We start from the raw sequence: 18,560 nt of genomic DNA, 5'->3' as shown, positions 1-18,560 counted from the left end.
ACTATGAAGAAGTATTTTTCATTGGTGCTGTTTGCACATTCTATTTTTGCCCTGCCCTTTGCCATGATCGGATTTTTCCTTGGTGTCACCACCACAGCGCATCCCTTCAACTGGCTGCTGCTGGTACTGGTGCTGCTCTGTATGGTTTTCGCCAGAAACTCGGCAATGGCATTCAACCGCTACCTGGACCGGGATATTGATGCTAAAAACCCGCGTACGGTCATGCGCGACATTCCTTCAGGGAAGGTATCAGCAAACGAGGCGCTCATTTTTGTCATCGCCAATTGCATACTTTTTGTCATTACCACCTTTTTCATCAACCCACTCTGCTTCTACCTCTCGCCTGTTGCCCTATTTGTTGTACTATTTTACAGCTATACCAAAAGGTTCACGGCACTGTGCCACCTGGTTCTGGGCCTGGGCCTTTCCCTTGCGCCTATCGGCGCATACATTGCCGTCACTGGAGTGTTTCATATCGTTCCGGTGTTGTATGCCTTTGCGGTACTGTTCTGGGTGAGCGGTTTTGACATCATTTATGCCCTGCAGGATGAAGATTTCGACAGAGGTGAAAAACTCCATTCCATTCCGGCAGCATTGGGCATCAAAAATGCACTCCGTCTGTCCGTTGTTCTGCACATCGGTTCGGCACTTTGTGTGATCCTGCCCATATTTTTCAGCTCATTCAGCTATTTTTACTATGCAGGGGTCATCTTCTTTTGTGTGATGCTTACTTACCAGCACCTATTAGTAAAGCCTACCGACATTAGTAAAGTCAACCGGGCTTTTGCCACTACAAACGGATACGCTTCAGTCGTATTCGCAGCTTGCTTTTTAATCGACGCTTTTTTAAGAACTAATTTCAACTTTTAATCTCCATGATCGACCTGACCATTCCCAAAAAGAAAAGACTCTATATTCCGCAAAATCTCGAAATGAAATGGGATAAGCTCGAACCCATTTTGAAAGAACTGCTGGAGCGCCCCATAGCTCATGTACATGACCTCGAGCAGTGGCTGAAAGACAAAAGCGAACTGGAAGCTGCACTGGAAGAAGATTTTGCCTGGCGCTACATCAAAATGAGCTGCGATACGGCCAACGAAGAACTGGTGAAAGACTTTCAGTATTTTGCTACAGAGATTGAACCTAAGATCTCTCCTATTGCCAACCAACTCAACCAGAAATTCAACGACAGTCCCTATATTGATGAGCTTGACCAGGAGAAATATTTCGTTTTCATCAGGGCCATCAGGAAAGCTATAGAAATTTACAGGGAAGAAAATGTGGAACTGTTGACGAAACTGCAGGTAACACAACAAAAATACCAGTCTATCACAGGTGCCATGAGCGTCAGTATCAATGGACAGGAATACACACTGGAACAAGCTTCCAATTTCATTAAAGACCCCAACAGGGAAATCAGGCAACAAGCCTGGGAGACCATACAGCAAAGACGTCTTCTCGATAAAGACGAATTGAATACCCTGTTCGACGACCTCATTGCCATGCGCCACCAGGTTGCCCTCAATGCAGGTTTCGAAAACTACCGCGACTACATGTTCCAGGCCCTGGGCCGGTTCGACTATACCCCTAAAGACTGCTACCATTTTGCAGAAGCCATTGAAAAACAGATCGTACCGATTTTGAAAGCGCAGGCAGAAAAAAGAGCAACAGCACTTGGCCTCGAAACCCTGAAGCCATGGGACATGGAGGTAAGTACTACCGGAAAACCTGCGCTGAAGCCTTTCCGCGATGGAAAGGAACTGATCGACAAAAGCATCGATTGCTTCAACGCGATCAATCCCAAACTCGGACAAATGCTATCTGTTATGAAGGCCAACGACCTCTTTGATGTGGAAAGCAGGAAAGGCAAAGCACCGGGTGGCTACAACTATCCCCTGGCAGAGACAGGCGCGCCCTTCATTTTCATGAACTCGGCCAACTCCCTGCGGGACCTGACTACAATGGTCCATGAGGGCGGACATGCAGTCCACACGTTCCTCACGGCCCAACTGGAGCTCAACGACTTCAAACACTGCCCTTCGGAAGTGGCAGAGCTCGCTTCCATGAGTATGGAACTGATATCCATGGACAACTGGCAGATCTATTTCGACAAGGAAGAAGACCTGATCAGGGCAAAAAGAGAACAATTGCTGGATGTTTTGAAAACACTGCCCTGGGTAGCCGTCATCGACCAGTTTCAGCACTGGATCTATACCAATCCTTTGCATACGTCGACCGATAGAGAAGAAGCCTTCAAACAGATCTATTCCCGTTTCGGTGCGGCCTTTGCTGATTGGAGCGGACTGGAAACAGAATTTGGAAACGCATGGCAGAAACAGCTACACCTCTTCGAAGTGCCCTTTTACTATATTGAGTATGCAATTGCGCAGCTTGGTGCCATTGCCATATGGAAGAACTACAAAGAAAACCCGGAAAAAGCGATGCAACAGTACCTTTCTGCACTTTCTTTAGGCTACAGCAAGCCAATAAACGAAATTTATGAAACTGCCGGCATCAAATTCGACTTCAGTTTGTCATACGTGGAGGAATTAGCCAGCTTTGTAGCCGATGAATTGCAAAAATTAGGCTAAGTCTAGCACGAATTCCTTATTTTGAGCAACAAAACTAAGCCAAACAAGTATGTTTGAAAAACTTTTCAGAAAAAAGTCCATCGCCCGAATCCTGGAAGACGCATCCAAGGGATACGGTGAGCACGGCACTTCATTACACAAGACTCTTGGCGTAAGGGACCTTACTGCATTCGGGATTGCAGCCATCATTGGTGCGGGTATTTTCAGTACCATTGGTAAAGCCAGCGCAGATGGCGGGCCAGCGGTTATCTTCCTTTTCATTTTCACCGCCATAGCCTGTAGTTTTGCCGCATTTGCCTATGCCGAATTCGCCTCTATGGTGCCCGTTTCCGGAAGCGCTTATACCTATTCTTATGTTGCCTTTGGCGAATTGGTTGCCTGGATCATCGGCTGGTCGCTCATTATGGAATATGCCATCGGGAACATCACCGTTGCGATTTCCTGGTCCGATTATTTTACAGGCCTGCTCTCTTCCATACAGATACCTGCCCTCAATATCAACGGGATTCACCTTCCCGAATGGACGACTATGGACTACCTGACTGCTTACAATGGTCACAATCATGCAGAAGCACTAGTCAAGGCCGGAAAGAACTTTGCAGATCTGGATGATGCCACACGCATTGCCAACAATGCCTGGATCACCGCACCCCGGATCGGCAGTTTCCACCTCGTAGCGGACCTTCCAGCACTTGGCATCATTATTTTCATCACCTGGCTGGTCTACCGTGGAATGAAAGAATCCCGGAATGCCAGCAATGCGATGGTGATCGTGAAACTCGCAGTAATCCTGCTTGTACTGTCTGTAGGTGTTTTTTATGTAGATACCGGTAACTGGAACCCTTTTGCGCCGAATGGTGTATCAGGCGTTCTAAAAGGAGTCTCAGCGGTATTCTTTGCCTATATCGGCTTCGATGCCATTTCCACTACGGCTGAAGAATGCAAAAATCCCCAAAGAGATTTGCCAAGGGGAATGATGTGGGCCATCATCATCTGTACCATTCTTTACGTTGCCATCGCCTTGGTCCTCACAGGGATCGTCAACTACAAATTATTGGCCGTAGGTGATCCTTTAGCTTTTGTATTTGACCAAATCGACCTCAAGCTCATGAGCGGAATCATAGCCGTGAGCGCTGTGTTTGCCATGGCGAGCGTGCTGCTGGTATTCCAGATGGGCCAACCGAGAATCTGGATGAGTATGAGCAGAGACGGGCTCCTCCCAAAATCCTTTTCCAGGATCCACCCCAAATACAAAACGCCATCCTTTGCCACGGTAGTCGTAGGATTTGTTGTTGCCATCCCATCGTTGTTCATGAACCTGACTATCGTTACAGACCTTTGCTCCATCGGCACGCTATTTGCCTTTGTACTGGTCTGCGCCGGCGTACTCGTACTCCAGAACCGGCCCGATGTCCAAAGGGGCAAATTCAGGATCCCTTATGTCAACTCGAAATTCATTATTCCATTTGTATTGATCGGCGCACTCATCCTTGCCTTCACTTTGTACAAAGAAGAAAGTACCGCTTTTGTATTTAATAAGGCCAGAACGCATGAGCCGGTCAGTTTCATTACTGCTCTGGACAGCATAGAACTCAACACCATCAAACAAGAAATCCGCGCAGAGAAGGCAAAACAAGGGATTGTCAATTCTACAATCGATGCAGAAGCTTACCTCAATAAGCTTTCGGCAACACAATACCAGCAATTCATCGACAGCTCCGCAGTTTCAGCTGAAAAGAAATACGAATCGGGATGGAATCTTTTCAAACACAAGATCCCGATGTGGATTTTCCTCTTCATCTGCTTACTAATTACTTACTATTGTATTATCAAAAACCTATCGCTCATCCCTGTCATGGGTCTCATCAGTTGTCTGTATATGATGTGTGAACTGGGTATTTCCAACTGGATCGGATTCGGGATTTGGCTAGTTATCGGTCTGGTAGTATATTTCCTCTATGGATTCAAACACAGCAAGTTGGGCTTATTGGACAAATAATCCAAAAAGACCAAAATTTCAAAGAGCGATGTCCCATAGGCATTGCTCTTTTTGCGATATTGAGTAATTAAATACCCAACTTTTAGCCATTTCAGCACTTTTTTTATTTTTTTTCAGAAATATTCTACATTATGAGAATTATTCTCTACATTAGATTCTATTAAAGCCCTAACAGGTTTCGACCTGTTTAATTGCCCTCCTAATTATCCCTATAAAAATTGCTGGTTGGACAACCGCAATGAAAAGGCTCCTCCCCGGAGCCTTTATTGTTTCCCTGTAATTTTTCTTCAGTTGAATGAAACGCAGCACCACTGCATGCATGTTAAAGCCTTTAGAGTACTGTTCAATTACAGTTCAAAAAAAACGAAAGTGATAGGTGGGATTAAAAAAAATATCTTCATATTGCATCTGCGATTTTCCCAAATTCACCCAGCCTGTAAATCACATATTAAGTTACATATTTTTTAGACTATGATTGTTATTTACAGCCTATATGCTGAAGCACCAGTTAGGTTCAATGTATAAAAAGGCTTGCCCCGTGAGAATAATATTGACGTTTTTATTGTCCATACTTTTATTAGAACCTGCACACAGCAGACAGTCTTCCGACAGTCTCCTGGCCGTACTCAAATCTGAGATTCTCAAAAAAGCACAATACGACCAGATCAAAGAAGCTGAGTTAAAAAGGCTCAAGCAATCTCTTGCCGCTGTTCCCCAAAAGGATATCTCCTTTCGGTATACGGTCCTTGTGAAGTTGATCGATGCCTACAAAGATTACAGTTTCGATTCTGCCCATGTCTATACCAATGAACTCGTCAAACTGAGCAATTTGCTGAGGGAGCCCTTAAAAGAATACGAAAGTAAAATAAGGTTAGGCTCCCTGCAGTTGTCATGGGGAATGCACAAAGAAGCTTTCGACTGCATCGCCCAAGTAAATTCCAGAATGCTTCCCGACACTACCAGATTGCGGTTCTATGAGTTCAAAGCCCGGGCATTCCACGACTTGGCCAATTACAATACCCACAGGTTCTACTCTCCGGCAAGCCGCAGCACATTCATTAAAACACTCGACTCGGTAGTGCTGCTGAGTAAAGCAGGAAGCTATGAAAGGTATAAATATACCGGGCAATTGTACAGCATCACTAACCAGAAAAAAAAAGCCGCAGATGTGTTGAAACAGCTGCTCAATAGAAAGGACCTGAGCATCCATCAACGGGCCATGGTGGCGCATGACCTGAGTTATCTGGTACCTGATGCGGAAAAGGACAGGCTATTGCTCACAGCAGCCATCGCTGACATTAGGACTGCTACCAAACAGACGCTAGCCATTTTTAGACTGGGCAACAGTTTTCTGGACAGAGGGGAACTCGGTGATGCCGAACTTCTACTGACCGAAGCAATGGCCCAGGCTGCATTCTTTGGAAACGAAATCCAGAAAAAGACGATCGCTACCACATTGACACGGCTTGCGGCCGAAAAGCTGATCAGATCTGAGAATGAAAAAATCGATACGCTGGTGATACTGATCAGCATAGTCACGCTTGCCCTGATCGGCATAGCCATCATTTCCTATATCGTTTACAAGCGTTTGAAAAAAGTAAAGATAAGGGAGGCAGCAGTCCGGGAAAAATACCGACACCTTGATGAGATGAACAAACGCCTGCTGGAAGACGCATACATTAAGGAAGAATATTTAGGCCACTTTTTCCACCTGATCTCGGGTTATATCTCCATTCTGGAAAAGGTGAAACGGAACACCGAGCATCGGCTCAAGACAGAAAATTATGAGGGTCTGATGCAACTGACAAAAGAAATCGACATCAAAAAGGAAAGAGAAAACCTCTTTTACACCTTTGATACCATATTCCTGAAACTCTTTCCAAATTTCATCTATGCCTTTAACGCATTACTGAAACCTGAAGACCAGATCTGGCCCAAAAACCGGGAAATCCTCAACACCAACCTCCGGATCTTTGCTCTGATGAGATTGGGCATTAAAGACACCCAAACCATCGCCAATATCTTAGAGACTACAGTGAGCACCGTATACACGTACAGAAACCGGATCAAATCAAAAGCCATTGTACAAGGAAATGCCTTTGATCAGGAGATTATGAACATCAAATTCGTCGATATTTCCTAGATTTTTTCAGTAAAAACGGAAATCAAAAAACTACTAATCAACCACTTAATCTCCATAGCGTTTTGATTTTTCCATATCGGCACTTAGTACGTACCGGAAATACAAAATGTGATCCACAAATTTGTAAAAGAGGTAATGAACAACACACGAAAACCACATATATGAATTTGATGACCAAAACTACTGCTTGTCTGATCCTGCTGGCAGGGCTCTCAGCACAACTCCTTGCACAGTCAAAACCAATTGACCTGGCTTCTCCAAACGGAGAAATACAAGTTGCCATTCGCTTGGGCGAAAAGATCTCCTATTCCATTTCAGGGAAAAAAGAGGAGCTAATCAACCAGAGTTCTCTCTCCCTTACCCTGAAAGATGAAATCCTTGGAAGAAACCCAAAGCTGATCTCCTCCAAAAAAACAAAAGGGGCAGAGTTGATCAAGCCTTATGTTTCACTGAAATTCGCTAGCGTAAAAAACAACTACAACGGGCTGATTTTGAATTTCAAAGGGAATTTCGCTGTGGAATTCCGCGCTTTTGATGATGGCCTGGCCTACCGCTTCATCACCAGTAAAAAGGGCGATGTAGAAATCCTGAACGAGGAGTTTGCGCTGAATTTCCCCGACAAATACCTGCTGCATGTACAGCAGAACAACGGCTTTAAAACTGCATACGAAGAGGCATACCAGCACATCGAATCCAACAGTTGGAAAGCGACCGACAAAATGGCCAACCTTCCGCTCTTAATCGATACCAAAAAACAATACAAAATACTGGTCAGCGAATCGGATCTGTCTGATTACCCTGCACTTTTTATTAAAGGCAGCGGAAACAACGGACTGGAGGGCACTTTCCCGAAAGCGCCACTTGAATTTGGACCGGATGGCGACAGGAGCCAAAAGATCATCAAGTCAGCAGACTACATCGCCAAAACCAAAGGTACCAGAAACTTTCCATGGCGCTATTTTGTAATCACTTCAAACGATCGCCAACTCATGGAGAATACCATGACCTTAAAACTCTCGGCCAAAAGTGAAATCACTGACCCGAGCTGGATCAAACCCGGACAGGCCAGTTGGGAATGGTGGAATGACGCTACACCATACGGACCTGATGTGAATTTTGTATCCGGATACAACCTGGACACCTACAAATATTACATCGATTTCGCCTCAAAATTCGGCATCAAATACATCGTGATGGACGAAGGCTGGGCTAAAAGCACTACCGATCCTTACACCCCAAATCCGAAAGTAGATGTCAAAGAACTGATCCGATATGGCAAGACCAAAAATGTAGATATTATCCTTTGGTTGACCTGGCTGACCGTACACAACAACATGGACCTCTTCAAGACTTTTAATGAATGGGGGATCAAGGGTGTCAAGATCGATTTTATGGACCGCAGCGACCAATGGATGGTCAACTACTATGAGAATGTAGTAAAAGAGGCGGCCAAACACCATATATTCGTCGACTTCCATGGTTCCTTCAAGCCCGCCGGACTAGAATATAAATACCCAAACCTGCTTTCTTATGAAGGCGTAAGGGGACTGGAACAAATGGGTGGTTGTTCACCTGACAACAGCATTTACCTCCCCTTCATGCGCAATGCCGTGGGCCCTATGGACTTCACACCCGGAGCTATGATCAACATGCAACCGGATGTAAACCGGGCAACAAGGCCAAACGCGAGTGGTATCGGCACCAGGGCTTATCAACTTGCTTTGTATGTGGTCTTTGAAAGCGGGGTGCAGATGCTGGCAGATAATCCGACACTTTATTACCGAAGCCCGGACTGCACAGAATTCATCACCAGCGTACCTACTACCTGGGATGAAACGAAAGCACTGGCAGCGACTGTAGGCGAACTGGCAGTAGTAGCAAAACGAAAAGGCGACAAATGGTTTATCGGAGGCATCACAAATGGCAAAGAAAATGAAAGAAGTTTAACACTTAACTTTGACTTCCTGGAAAAAGGCAAAAGCTATACCATGACGTACTTTGAGGACGGCATCAACGCAGGCAAACAAGCAATGGACTATAGAAAAAAATCTGTCCAGGTGAAAGCCGGTGACCAGATTACCATCAAAATGGTTCGCAACGGTGGATGGGCCGCAGTATTAAAATAGATTTATATAAAAAACGAATGCAAGCCGAGTGATGACCAGAGGTATCGCTCGACTTGCGTTAGAAACTGAAACATCCTTACTTCGTACCACCTTGATCTTATGGACATCCTTCAGACATCCGGCGACGTTTCAAGGATGTCCATAAGATCAAGGTGGTACGTCTCAGGGATCTCGCGGACCCGAACGCATCCCGAACACATCCCTAGCCCATCCAGCTCATCGTTCCTAAATTCACAGGTATATCACGCAAACTTCAGCCTCTGTAAGAAAATAAGTTTCAGCTGCGGAAACAATTCATTATCTTCTCCCGTTTTTTGAAACAAAAATTGTTTTACCTACTGCTATGACTGAGCGAAATCATAATTCCAGATCTAATGAGCAAAGTGCAGCTGCCAGTGATGCACGCTTGAGGGCGCTGGTCAGCGCCTCTTCAGATGTCATTTATAGCCTGAGTGCAGACTGGCAGGTGATGCGTGAACTTGATGGCCGTGGTTTTTTAAAAAACGCACCGCATCCCACTACTGACTGGAAGTCCGTGAACGTTCATCCTGACGATCTGGAGAAAGTAAATGAAACAATAGAGAAGGCCATTCGGGAAAAGAAAATTTTTGAGCTGGAACATCAGGTTTGGCGGGCCGACGGTACGCCGGGCTGGACTTTCTCCCGTGCGGTTCCAATCCTGGATGATCAGGGCGAGATTATTGAATGGGTTGGCACAGCCAGCGACATCACTGACCGAAAGCAGGCTGAACAGGCCTTGCGTGAGGCAAAAGAGCATTCAGAACAACAGAAACGTGTGTACGAAACCATTACCTCAGGTACACCGGACCTCATCTATGTCTTCGACCTCAACTACCGTTTCACCTATGCAAATAGTGCCTTGCTGACCATGTGGGGCAAAACCTGGGAAACTGCCATTGGGCGAAACTTGCTGGAAAATGGTTATGAGCCCTGGCATGCTGAAATGCATGAGCGGGAGATAGATCTGATCAAGGCCACAAAACAGCCGATCCGGGGGGAGGTTGCTTTTCCGCATGCCATTTTAGGCAAAAGAATCTATGACTATATCCTGAATCCTGTATTTGATGACAATGGTGAAGTAGAAGCCGTGGCAGGCATCACACGTGATGTAACTGAGCGCAAGGAATGGGAAGAATCGCTAGCACGCAGTTCGGAAGAATTGCAGGCAATAAACGAGGAAATGACAGCCACCAATGAAGAGCAGGCCGCCTCCAATGAGGAACTCGCCTCAACGAATGAAGAGCTGGCACAACTCAATGAACAATTGATCGAGGCCCAGCATAAAATAGAAGAAGGTCAAACCGCACTTCGCCTGGCCATTAATGCCGCCAATTTCGGAACCTGGTTCATCCATTCCGTGACACGCGATTTCATTACGGATGCGCGTTCAAAAGAACTATTTGGCTATTATCCTGATGAAGGCTTTACGATAGAGCAGGCACTGGCACAGATCACAGATGAATACCGTTCCTATGTTTCCGAGAAACTGGAAAATGCTATTTATAATAATGGCCACTATGATGTCACTTATCCAGTCATAGGCCTCCATGACAACAGGTTCCGCTGGCTCCGCGCCATAGGCAACCTGAAGGCAGATCCCTCCGGAACCTTTTCTGCCTTTACAGGGGTAGTGATGGACATCACTGAACAGTATCTGGCCGCCAGAGAAATCAAACGGGCGGAGGAAAACCTGCGCATGGCCATTGAAGCAGCCGGCCTTGGAACATTCTACATCAATGCGGCTGACCGTATTTTTGTAGCCTCGCCCAAACTTAAGCAGTTCTTTGGCTACCATGGCCATGAAGAAGTTTCTTATGAGACTGCCATTAACCAGATCCATCCGGACTACAGGCAGCAAGTTATAGACCTTGTCGAATCGGCCTTCAGTAAGGGCACACGCTTTGATCTGGAATACCCGATCATTGGCTATTACGATGGCAAAATCCGCTGGGTCCGCGGTATCGGGGAGATGCAGCACAGTGATGGCAAGGACTACTTTACAGGCGTACTTCACGAAATTACGGAGAAGAAGCAGGACGAGATTCGCAAGAATGACTTCATAGGAATGGTCAGCCACGAGCTTAAAACTCCACTGACATCCATGAAAGGTTACATCCAGTTCCTCACGCTCAAGCTCCGGAAACAGGAAGATGACTTCATCCTCTCTGCCCTGGAAAAGGCGAACACACAGATTGGCAAAATGACCAATATGATCAATGGCTTTTTAAATGTATCAAGACTGGAGTCAGGAAAGATCCACATCGATCTGCAGCACTTTGATCTGGCCGGACTGGTTCAGGAAGCAAAAGAAGAAGCGCAGACGACGATGACCAGCCATACCATCACATTTGAACCTGTGGAGCATACTCCAGTTTATGCCGACCGCGATAAAATCGGACAAGTGATCCATAACCTGATCAGCAATGCAGTCAAATATTCTCCGCAGGCCAGCACCATCAACGTCGCCTGCATCAGGCACAATGGAACAGCTATAATTAGCGTGACCGACCGGGGAATGGGCATTAAAACAGATGACCTGGAGCGCATCTTTGACCGCTATTACCGGGTTGAAGGAAGCCACATGTATACGATTTCCGGATTTGGGGTGGGGCTGTATCTTTGTGCTGAAATCATCAAGCGGCATCAGGGGAAGATATGGGCAGAAAGCGAATTCGGTACCGGCACGACTTTCTATTTCAAACTTCCATTACTGGAACTCTAGATTTATGAAAACCAGAATAAAGCCGCCTTCCAGCCTCAGTTGGCAAATACCAAACAAAGCCAGACCGGGTTTTGTTAGGAATATATGTTGTCACTTATACCAAACCTGCCCGATTATGTATTGGGCGTGCGCGCCACTGCTGAAGTGGACGAACAAGATCTGAAAAGTGTTCTGCTTCCGGGGCTGAGCAGGCTAACTGAGCAATATGGAGAGATCCACTATTTGCTCGTACTGGAGACGGGAGTGGAAAACTTCACTCCGGGTGCTTGGTTTCAGGATATGATCGCTGGCATCAGGCATTTTACCAAATGGAAAAAAATGGCCATCGTCACCGACCAGAAAGCAGTCGCTAATTTTACAGACTTTTTTAGTTACGTAGCACCAGGGGAAGCCCGTGGCTTTGGGATCGCAGAACTAAAAAAAGCAAAAAACTGGGTTAGTAAAAAAGAGGTCTAGCCTGAAACCAGCTCGATCACCTGCTTTAGTGCCGGGTTCCTGTTTGATGATTTCCAGATTACCGAAAGCTCCGTCCGCTGTCTGATATGTCGGAGTGCAATGAATTTCACATTCAGGTTATAGCCATGCTGCAATGAGGTTGGAACAATAGCCAAGCCCAGACCCTCCTCTACCAGTTTAAAAATGGTCAGGGCATCCACTGATTTATGAAATACTTTTGGCCGGAAGCCATGATCTTCGCAGATGCTCATGATCAGTTCATGATAAAAGGGACTGTCGTCGCTGGAAAAGAAAATAAAAGGTTCGGCATTCAGCTCCCGGATGCTGACAAAATTAGCCTCATCGAGTTCATGGTTCAGAGGCAACACCAGAGAAAAAGTATCCTGTTGAATGACATGTCGGGAAATGCCTTCGGGCAATTGCTGCAAGCGTACAAAACCCAGGTCCAATTGTCCCTTTTCCAGCAGTTCAAGTTGCCGCATATTCGGCATTTGCTCAAGGATGGTCCGGATGCCGGGATGCTCCCTGGCCAGCTTGACGACCAGATCGGGAACTGCCTTTTGTGCAGCAGAACCTAAAAAACCGATCCTCAGTTCCGTTTCACGGCCCTGACCGATGTTGTCCAGTTGCTGCCTGATCTGCTCCAGCTGAGAAAATATAAAATCCACTTCCTGTTTCAGGTAGCGGCCAGCTTCAGTCAATTCCACCTTTTTTTTGCTCCTGTCAAAGAGGCTCACCTGATAAATCTCCTCCATTTGTTTGATCTGTCTGCTCAGCCCAGGTTGGGAGATGAACAAGCGTTCTGCCGCTTTTCTGAATTTCAGTTCCTCTGCCAAAACCTGGAAATACTGAAGGTGCCTAAGTTCTATCTGATAACCCATAGTTATTGAATGATGATACAATTGGTATTTATAGGTATCAAATGTAAGGATTACATTTGTGTAAATCATTTGAAGCATGAATGTTAATCCGATTTTCCACTACGGTGAAGAACAGCTGACAACCGACCTAGCCTTACAAATCAGTACAGGTGCGGTAAAAGGAATCCTAAGTGCTGCGACCCGCATTAAAATCAATAAAAGCAGTGCGATCGTAGAAAAGATCGCCGCATCAGATAAGGCAGTTTATGGCATAAATACTGGATTTGGCCCGCTTTGCACCACCATGATTTCTGCTGCAGACACACGGAAACTCCAGGAGAACATCCTGAAAAGTCATGCAGTGGGGATCGGTGAAGCGATCGAGGAAAGCATTTCAAGGCTGATGCTGGTGCTGAAACTTCAGGCACTGGCACAGGGATATTCGGGCATACAGGAAGCTACGCTGGACCGTATGATCTGGCACCTGGAGCATAATGCCATTCCGGTTGTCCCGAAACAGGGTTCTGTAGGTGCCTCTGGCGACCTTGCACCATTATCGCATCTATTCCTACCCTTAATTGGCCTTGGAAAACTGCACCATGAAGGGAAGATCGTCCCTACGGCTGAATTGCTTACCAAACATGGATTAGCCCCTCTTTCTCTTGGTGCCAAGGAAGGCCTTGCGCTGATCAACGGTACCCAGTTCATGGCAGCCCATGCGGTGAAAGTTGTGGAACGTTTCGGCAATCTGCTGGCCAGCGCCGACATTGTAGCTGCGATGATGCTGGAAGGTTTATCTGGTTCAGCGAAGCCTTTTGATGAAGGCCTACACTTGCTGAGACCGTATGCAGGGAACCTTCAGGTGGCGGCCAACATCAGAACCCTTCTCGCAGGTTCTGAAATCGTGGCTTCGCACCTAAACTGCAGCCGTGTGCAGGACCCCTACTCGCTTCGATGTATACCCCAGGTACACGGCGCCTCCAGGAATGCCTGGCAGCACCTCCGGGAGATCCTGGAAATAGAACTCAATTCCGTAACGGACAATCCCGTAATTTTTAGCGAAGACCTTACCATTAGCGGCGGCAATTTCCATGGCCAGCCCATCGCTATGCCTCTCGATTATGCCTGCCTTGCGGCATCGGAGATCGGCAATATCTCGGACAGGAGGATTTATCTTTCGCTGGAAGGCAGTGCTCCAAATATACCCAAGCTGCTTATGCGGGAAACCGGACTCAACTCGGGCTTCATGATTTTGCAATATACTTCAGCAGCATTGGCCAGCGAGAACAAAGGACTTTGCTTCCCCGCAAGTGCAGACAGCATCCCCACCTCACTTGGACAGGAAGACCATGTGAGCATGGGTTCTATCAGTGGCCGCAAAGCACTTCAGGTGATAGACAATGTAGAGAAAATTCTGGGTATAGAATTGTTCTGCGCTGCACAGGCTCTGGACTATCACGCGCCACTACGCTCGGGAACGATCATCAATGCGGTTCAAGCCTATGTAAGGGAACATCTGCCACATATTGAAGAGGACCAGCTGATGAACGAGATGATGGAAACTGCTATAGAAATGGTCAAACAAGGTCAGCTCTACCGTATCGCTAAAGAAACTGATCCAAACTTTAACGCTTAAGATATGGGAGCTACTTATACACTGATCGGTCCGATCACGCAGATCCTAACTTTATCAGGGCTGCCCGATCGTTCTGCACTAAAGGATAGCGAACTGGAGATCATCCCTCAGGGAGGAATCCTGCTGATGGAAGAATGGATTTATCGCATTGGGAGTTACGAATCGCTGGAAGCTGAAGCAGATGCATTGGAAGCCATACGGATTGTTCCGGAGGGCGACTATGTCTGCAGCCCCTGTTTTGTAGATGCGCATACCCACATTTGCTTTGCTGGCAGCAGGGCCAATGATTATGCCATGCGCAATTCCGGAAGGAGCTATCTGGAAATTGCGGAGGCCGGGGGTGGCATCTGGGATACTGTACAGCACACCAGGAAAGCCAGCCTGGAAGAACTGGCAGCATTGACCATTCGGCGGGCCAACCGCCACCTCTCCGAAGGGGTAGGCACTATCGAAGTTAAAAGTGGCTATGGTCTAAACCTCGCGGAAGAACTGAAGATGCTGCGTGCGATCCGCCTGGCGGATGAACAGACAGGGGCAGACCTGGTCGCGACCTGTTTGGCCGCACATATGCTCCCCAGAGATTATACGGGCAGCAGGCAGGAATACCTTAGCGACATGGCAACCCAACTCTTTCCTTTGCTCGTCAAAGAGCGATTGAGCACCCGCATCGATGCTTTTATCGAAAAGGGTGCCTTTTCTTCGGAAGAGATCGGCCCTTATTTCCATGCAGCAAAAAGCTGTGGCTTTGCACTGACCGTACATGCCGATCAGTTCAGTTGCGAGGGCAGTCAAATTGCTGTGGCGTTCGATGCCCTTAGTGCCGACCATCTCGAGGCCAGCGGCGACAAAGAAATCGAGCTCCTGGCTAAAAGCAATACCATTCCCATAGCGCTGCCAGGCGCCTCCATTGGCCTCGGCTGCGCCTTTGCTCCGGCAAGAAGGTTGCTGGATGCGGGAACCAGCCTGGCCATTGCCAGTGACTGGAACCCTGGCTCTGCCCCAATGGGCGATCTGCTAACACAGGCGGCAATCCTGGGTACCTTTGAAAAACTCTCCAATGCAGAGGTATTCGCTGCCATTACCTTTAGGGCAGCAAAAGCCATCGGACTGGATGATCGTGGAAAGCTGGAACCCGGACTTTTAGCCGATTTCAACTTGTTCCCAATTGCCGACTACCGGGAGATCCTGTATCAGCAGGGAAAACTGAAACCTGCTCAGGTCTGGAAAAATGGAAAACTAGCCTATTCATCCCTTTAAATCAACACCATGGACTTCAAAGCAAGCCTGTTACAAGGCATACCGGCTCAACTGCCCGAAAAAAAAACATACGACACCTCAGTGAGCCATGCCCCGGTGCGCAAAGACATTTTAAACCTGGGAGAAAAGAAACTGGCATTGCGGAATGCCCTTAGGTATTTCCCCCAGGAATGGCATGCCGTACTCGCTCCGGAATTTCTGGAAGAGCTGCAATCTTACGGGCGGATCTACATGTACCGGTTCAGGCCGGAATATGAGATGTATGCCCGTCCGCTTTCGGCATATCCCTGTAACAGCAAGCAGGCAGCCTGCATCATGCTGATGATTCAGAACAACCTCGATCCCGCGATTGCACAGCATCCACATGAACTGATCACTTATGGTGGCAACGGTGGGGTATTCCAAAACTGGGCACAGTACCTGCTGACGATGCAATACCTGGCGACCATGACAGACGAGCAAACCCTGAACATGTATAGCGGACACCCACAGGGTCTATTCCCTTCTTCATCTGAGGCGCCAAGAGTGGTCGTGACCAATGGCATGATGGTCCCGAATTACTCCAGTCCGGATGAACTCGAAAAATATACTGCGTTAGGGGTTACCCAATATGGACAGATGACGGCTGGTTCTTATATGTATATTGGCCCACAGGGCATTGTACACGGCACAACCATCACCCTGATGAACGCTTTCAGAAAGCAACTGGGACCGCATGAAAGTTCTGGCGGAAAGATTTTCCTCTCTGCCGGACTCGGAGGTATGAGCGGGGCACAGCCCAAAGCAGGGAACATCAGTGGCTGCATTACAGTATGTGCAGAGATCAATCCCGTTGCAGCCAGAAAAAGACATCAGCAGGGCTGGGTAGATGAACTACTCGACAACATGGATGACCTAACCCGGCGGGTAAAAAAAGCACAGGATAAAGGAGAAACCGTGTCACTGGCCTTTATCGGAAATGTGGTGGAAGTCTGGGAACATTTTGACGAGCAGGGCATCTTTGTAACGATAGGCTCAGATCAGACCTCACTGCACAACCCCTGGTCTGGTGGCTATTACCCTGCCGGTCTGTCTTATGAAGCAGCCAATGAAATGATCGCCCAGGATCCTGCATCTTTTAAAGCAGCAGTAAAAGCTTCACTGATTAGACACGCAGCATCGATCAACCGACATACCGAAAAAGGCACTTACTTCTTCGACTATGGCAACGCTTTCCTTTTGGAATGTGCAAGGGCCGGTGCCAAGGTCATGGCTGAAAATGGCAGCGATTTTAAATACCCTTCTTATGTACAAGATATTTTGGGTCCCATGTGTTTCGACTACGGCTTCGGGCCTTTTCGCTGGGTATGTACTTCCGCAGATCCGGAAGACCTGATCAAAACAGACAGGATAGCCATGGAGGTCATGGAGGAAATGAAGGCTATAGCCCCTGCTGAAATCCAGCAACAGCTACAGGACAACATTACCTGGATCAACGAAGCTGGCAGGAACAAACTAGTAGTGGGCTCCCAGGCGAGGATTCTCTATGCAGATGCGGAAGGCAGGTCGAAAATTGCCCGCCGGTTTAATGAGGCAGTAGCCAATGGACATTTGTCGGCCCCGATAGTACTTGGACGCGACCACCACGATGTGAGCGGCACGGATTCCCCTTTCCGTGAAACCAGCAACATCTATGACGGCAGCCGCTTCACAGCAGACATGGCCATACACAATGTTATCGGCGACAGTTTCCGGGGTGCCACCTGGGTTTCCATCCACAATGGCGGTGGTGTAGGCTGGGGCGAAGTGATCAATGGGGGCTTTGGCCTGGTTCTGGACGGCAGCGAGGCCGCAACAAGAAAATTAAAGAACATGCTGTTCTTTGATGTTAACAACGGGATCGCCAGACGCAGCTGGGCACAAAATCAGGAAGCAAATTTTGCCATTCGCAGGGAAATGGAGCGCAGTCCGGGGCTTAAAATCACTTTAGCCCAACCTGCAGATGATAAACTATTGCAAAATCTCCTAAAAATGTAAAAAACTCCGATCATTCAACAGAATAAGGTCCAAAAGATATTCTAACTCAAGCAATTTCCAGAAATCTGGAAAAATATATTTAATATTGAGCAACAAAACCTATAACTGGACCTAAAAGCATGATGGAGTACAGCTTAATGTCTGACGCCGAACTTGTTCAACTGATGAAGCTGGATGATAGAAATGCCTATACGGAAATCTACCACCGGTATAAATTCACCTTGCATAACCATGCCTGGAACAAGACCCGCAACCGGGAGGAAGCCCAGGACTGTATCCAGGAAATTTTCACGGGGCTATGGGCCAAACGTGCTGCACTGGAATTGAGCAGCAATCTCTCGGGTTACCTCTACACCACGCTCCGCAATCACATCCTGAACCAGATGCTGCGTAGAAATGTACAGGATAAATACATGGCCTCAATCCAGAACTTCGTCAATACAGAACCTGTAATCGCAGACCATTTGGTCAGGGAAAACCAATTAAGGTTACTTATAGAGCAAGAAGTGGCTGCTCTTCCCCCAAGAATGCGTGAAGTTTTTGAATTGAGCAGAAGTGAACACCTCACGCACCGCGAAATTGCTGAACGGCTGGGAACTTCAGAACAAACAGTGAAGAAACAAATGACCAATACACTCCGGGTTTTAAGGATTAAACTGGATGTGCTCGCAATTTTCATCCTGATCTCCAATTTTTAAAGCCTTTTAAAAAAAAACAAGTTTTTTTTGACATC

Annotated in this window: 12 protein-coding genes; 11 read left to right on the top strand and 1 reads right to left on the bottom strand. The window is 47.1% G+C overall.

Annotation, left to right across the window (positions count from 1 at the left end):
• The first annotated feature begins 3 nt into the window (after nt 1–3).
• The 7 genes from WAE59_RS17420 (at nt 4) to WAE59_RS17390 (ending at nt 12,058) form a co-directional block, all read left to right on the top strand.
• Complete coding sequence (locus WAE59_RS17420; RefSeq protein WP_337857241.1) at nt 4–870, top strand: UbiA-like polyprenyltransferase; 867 nt, start codon at nt 4–6, stop codon at nt 868–870.
• A gap of 5 nt (nt 871–875) precedes the next feature.
• Entirely contained in the window at nt 876–2,591 is a 1,716-nt protein-coding gene (locus WAE59_RS17415) for a M3 family oligoendopeptidase (RefSeq protein ID WP_337857240.1), read from the top strand.
• 49 nt (nt 2,592–2,640) lie between these two features.
• Nucleotides 2,641–4,590 (top strand): amino acid permease, encoded by a 1,950-nt coding sequence (locus WAE59_RS17410; RefSeq protein ID WP_337857239.1) that lies wholly within the window; start codon nt 2,641–2,643, stop codon nt 4,588–4,590.
• A gap of 538 nt (nt 4,591–5,128) precedes the next feature.
• Nucleotides 5,129–6,733, top strand: a complete 1,605-nt coding sequence (locus tag WAE59_RS17405) for a DUF6377 domain-containing protein (protein WP_337857238.1) — start codon at nt 5,129–5,131, stop codon at nt 6,731–6,733.
• Nucleotides 6,734–6,903: 170 nt separating this feature from the next.
• A complete protein-coding gene (locus WAE59_RS17400; protein ID WP_337857237.1) occupies nt 6,904–8,859 on the top strand; it encodes a glycoside hydrolase family 97 protein in 1,956 nt (651 codons plus the stop codon).
• A gap of 343 nt (nt 8,860–9,202) precedes the next feature.
• Complete coding sequence (locus tag WAE59_RS17395) at nt 9,203–11,602, top strand: PAS domain S-box protein (RefSeq protein ID WP_337857236.1); 2,400 nt, start codon at nt 9,203–9,205, stop codon at nt 11,600–11,602.
• An 84-nt stretch (nt 11,603–11,686) separates the two neighbouring features.
• Nucleotides 11,687–12,058, top strand: coding sequence for an STAS/SEC14 domain-containing protein (locus WAE59_RS17390; RefSeq protein ID WP_337857235.1), 372 nt, complete (start codon nt 11,687–11,689; stop codon nt 12,056–12,058).
• On the opposite strand, the gene WAE59_RS17385 is transcribed toward WAE59_RS17390, so the two are convergent.
• The gene (locus tag WAE59_RS17385; protein ID WP_337857234.1) at nt 12,055–12,939 is read right to left on the bottom strand and encodes a LysR family transcriptional regulator; all 885 of its coding nucleotides are present in this window, start codon (nt 12,937–12,939) and stop codon (nt 12,055–12,057) included. The two genes, WAE59_RS17390 and WAE59_RS17385, sit on opposite strands and share 4 nt — an antisense overlap.
• A 76-nt stretch (nt 12,940–13,015) precedes the next feature.
• Between WAE59_RS17385 and hutH the strand changes: the two genes are divergently transcribed.
• The 4 genes from hutH (at nt 13,016) to WAE59_RS17365 (ending at nt 18,525) form a co-directional block, all read left to right on the top strand.
• Nucleotides 13,016–14,554 carry a histidine ammonia-lyase gene (gene hutH / locus WAE59_RS17380; protein ID WP_337857233.1) on the top strand — a complete coding sequence of 513 codons (1,539 nt, stop codon included), beginning with the start codon at nt 13,016–13,018 and terminating at the stop codon, nt 14,552–14,554.
• Nucleotides 14,555–14,557: 3 nt separating this feature from the next.
• Nucleotides 14,558–15,811, top strand: a complete 1,254-nt coding sequence (hutI, locus tag WAE59_RS17375) for an imidazolonepropionase (protein WP_337857232.1) — start codon at nt 14,558–14,560, stop codon at nt 15,809–15,811.
• A gap of 9 nt (nt 15,812–15,820) precedes the next feature.
• The gene (locus tag WAE59_RS17370; protein WP_337857231.1) at nt 15,821–17,827 is read left to right on the top strand and encodes a urocanate hydratase; all 2,007 of its coding nucleotides are present in this window, start codon (nt 15,821–15,823) and stop codon (nt 17,825–17,827) included.
• Between the two features lie 119 nt (nt 17,828–17,946).
• Nucleotides 17,947–18,525, top strand: coding sequence for an RNA polymerase sigma factor (locus WAE59_RS17365; protein WP_337857230.1), 579 nt, complete (start codon nt 17,947–17,949; stop codon nt 18,523–18,525).
• The last annotated feature ends 35 nt before the right edge of the window (nt 18,526–18,560 follow it).

The organism is Pedobacter sp. GR22-6 (assembly GCF_037402555.1).
In the GTDB taxonomy this organism is placed as follows: domain Bacteria; phylum Bacteroidota; class Bacteroidia; order Sphingobacteriales; family Sphingobacteriaceae; genus Pedobacter.
The sequence above is the reverse complement of the archived record's forward strand: the minus strand, read 5'-3'. Positions and strand labels throughout refer to the sequence as shown.

Bases quoted from the DNA above. Each gene is read 5' to 3' on its own strand.
- WAE59_RS17410 (WP_337857239.1), top strand. From the start codon at position 2,641: ATGTTTGAAAAACTTTTCAGAAAAAAGTCCATCGCCCGAATCCTGGAA.
- WAE59_RS17415 (WP_337857240.1), top strand. From the start codon at position 876: ATGATCGACCTGACCATTCCCAAAAAGAAAAGACTCTATATTCCGCAA.
- WAE59_RS17365 (WP_337857230.1), top strand. From the start codon at position 17,947: ATGATGGAGTACAGCTTAATGTCTGACGCCGAACTTGTTCAACTGATG.
- WAE59_RS17400 (WP_337857237.1), top strand. From the start codon at position 6,904: ATGACCAAAACTACTGCTTGTCTGATCCTGCTGGCAGGGCTCTCAGCA.
- WAE59_RS17385 (WP_337857234.1), bottom strand. From the start codon at position 12,939: ATGGGTTATCAGATAGAACTTAGGCACCTTCAGTATTTCCAGGTTTTG.
- WAE59_RS17395 (WP_337857236.1), top strand. From the start codon at position 9,203: ATGACTGAGCGAAATCATAATTCCAGATCTAATGAGCAAAGTGCAGCT.
- WAE59_RS17420 (WP_337857241.1), top strand. From the start codon at position 4: ATGAAGAAGTATTTTTCATTGGTGCTGTTTGCACATTCTATTTTTGCC.
- hutI (WP_337857232.1), top strand. From the start codon at position 14,558: ATGGGAGCTACTTATACACTGATCGGTCCGATCACGCAGATCCTAACT.
- hutH (WP_337857233.1), top strand. From the start codon at position 13,016: ATGAATGTTAATCCGATTTTCCACTACGGTGAAGAACAGCTGACAACC.
- WAE59_RS17390 (WP_337857235.1), top strand. From the start codon at position 11,687: ATGTTGTCACTTATACCAAACCTGCCCGATTATGTATTGGGCGTGCGC.
- WAE59_RS17370 (WP_337857231.1), top strand. From the start codon at position 15,821: ATGGACTTCAAAGCAAGCCTGTTACAAGGCATACCGGCTCAACTGCCC.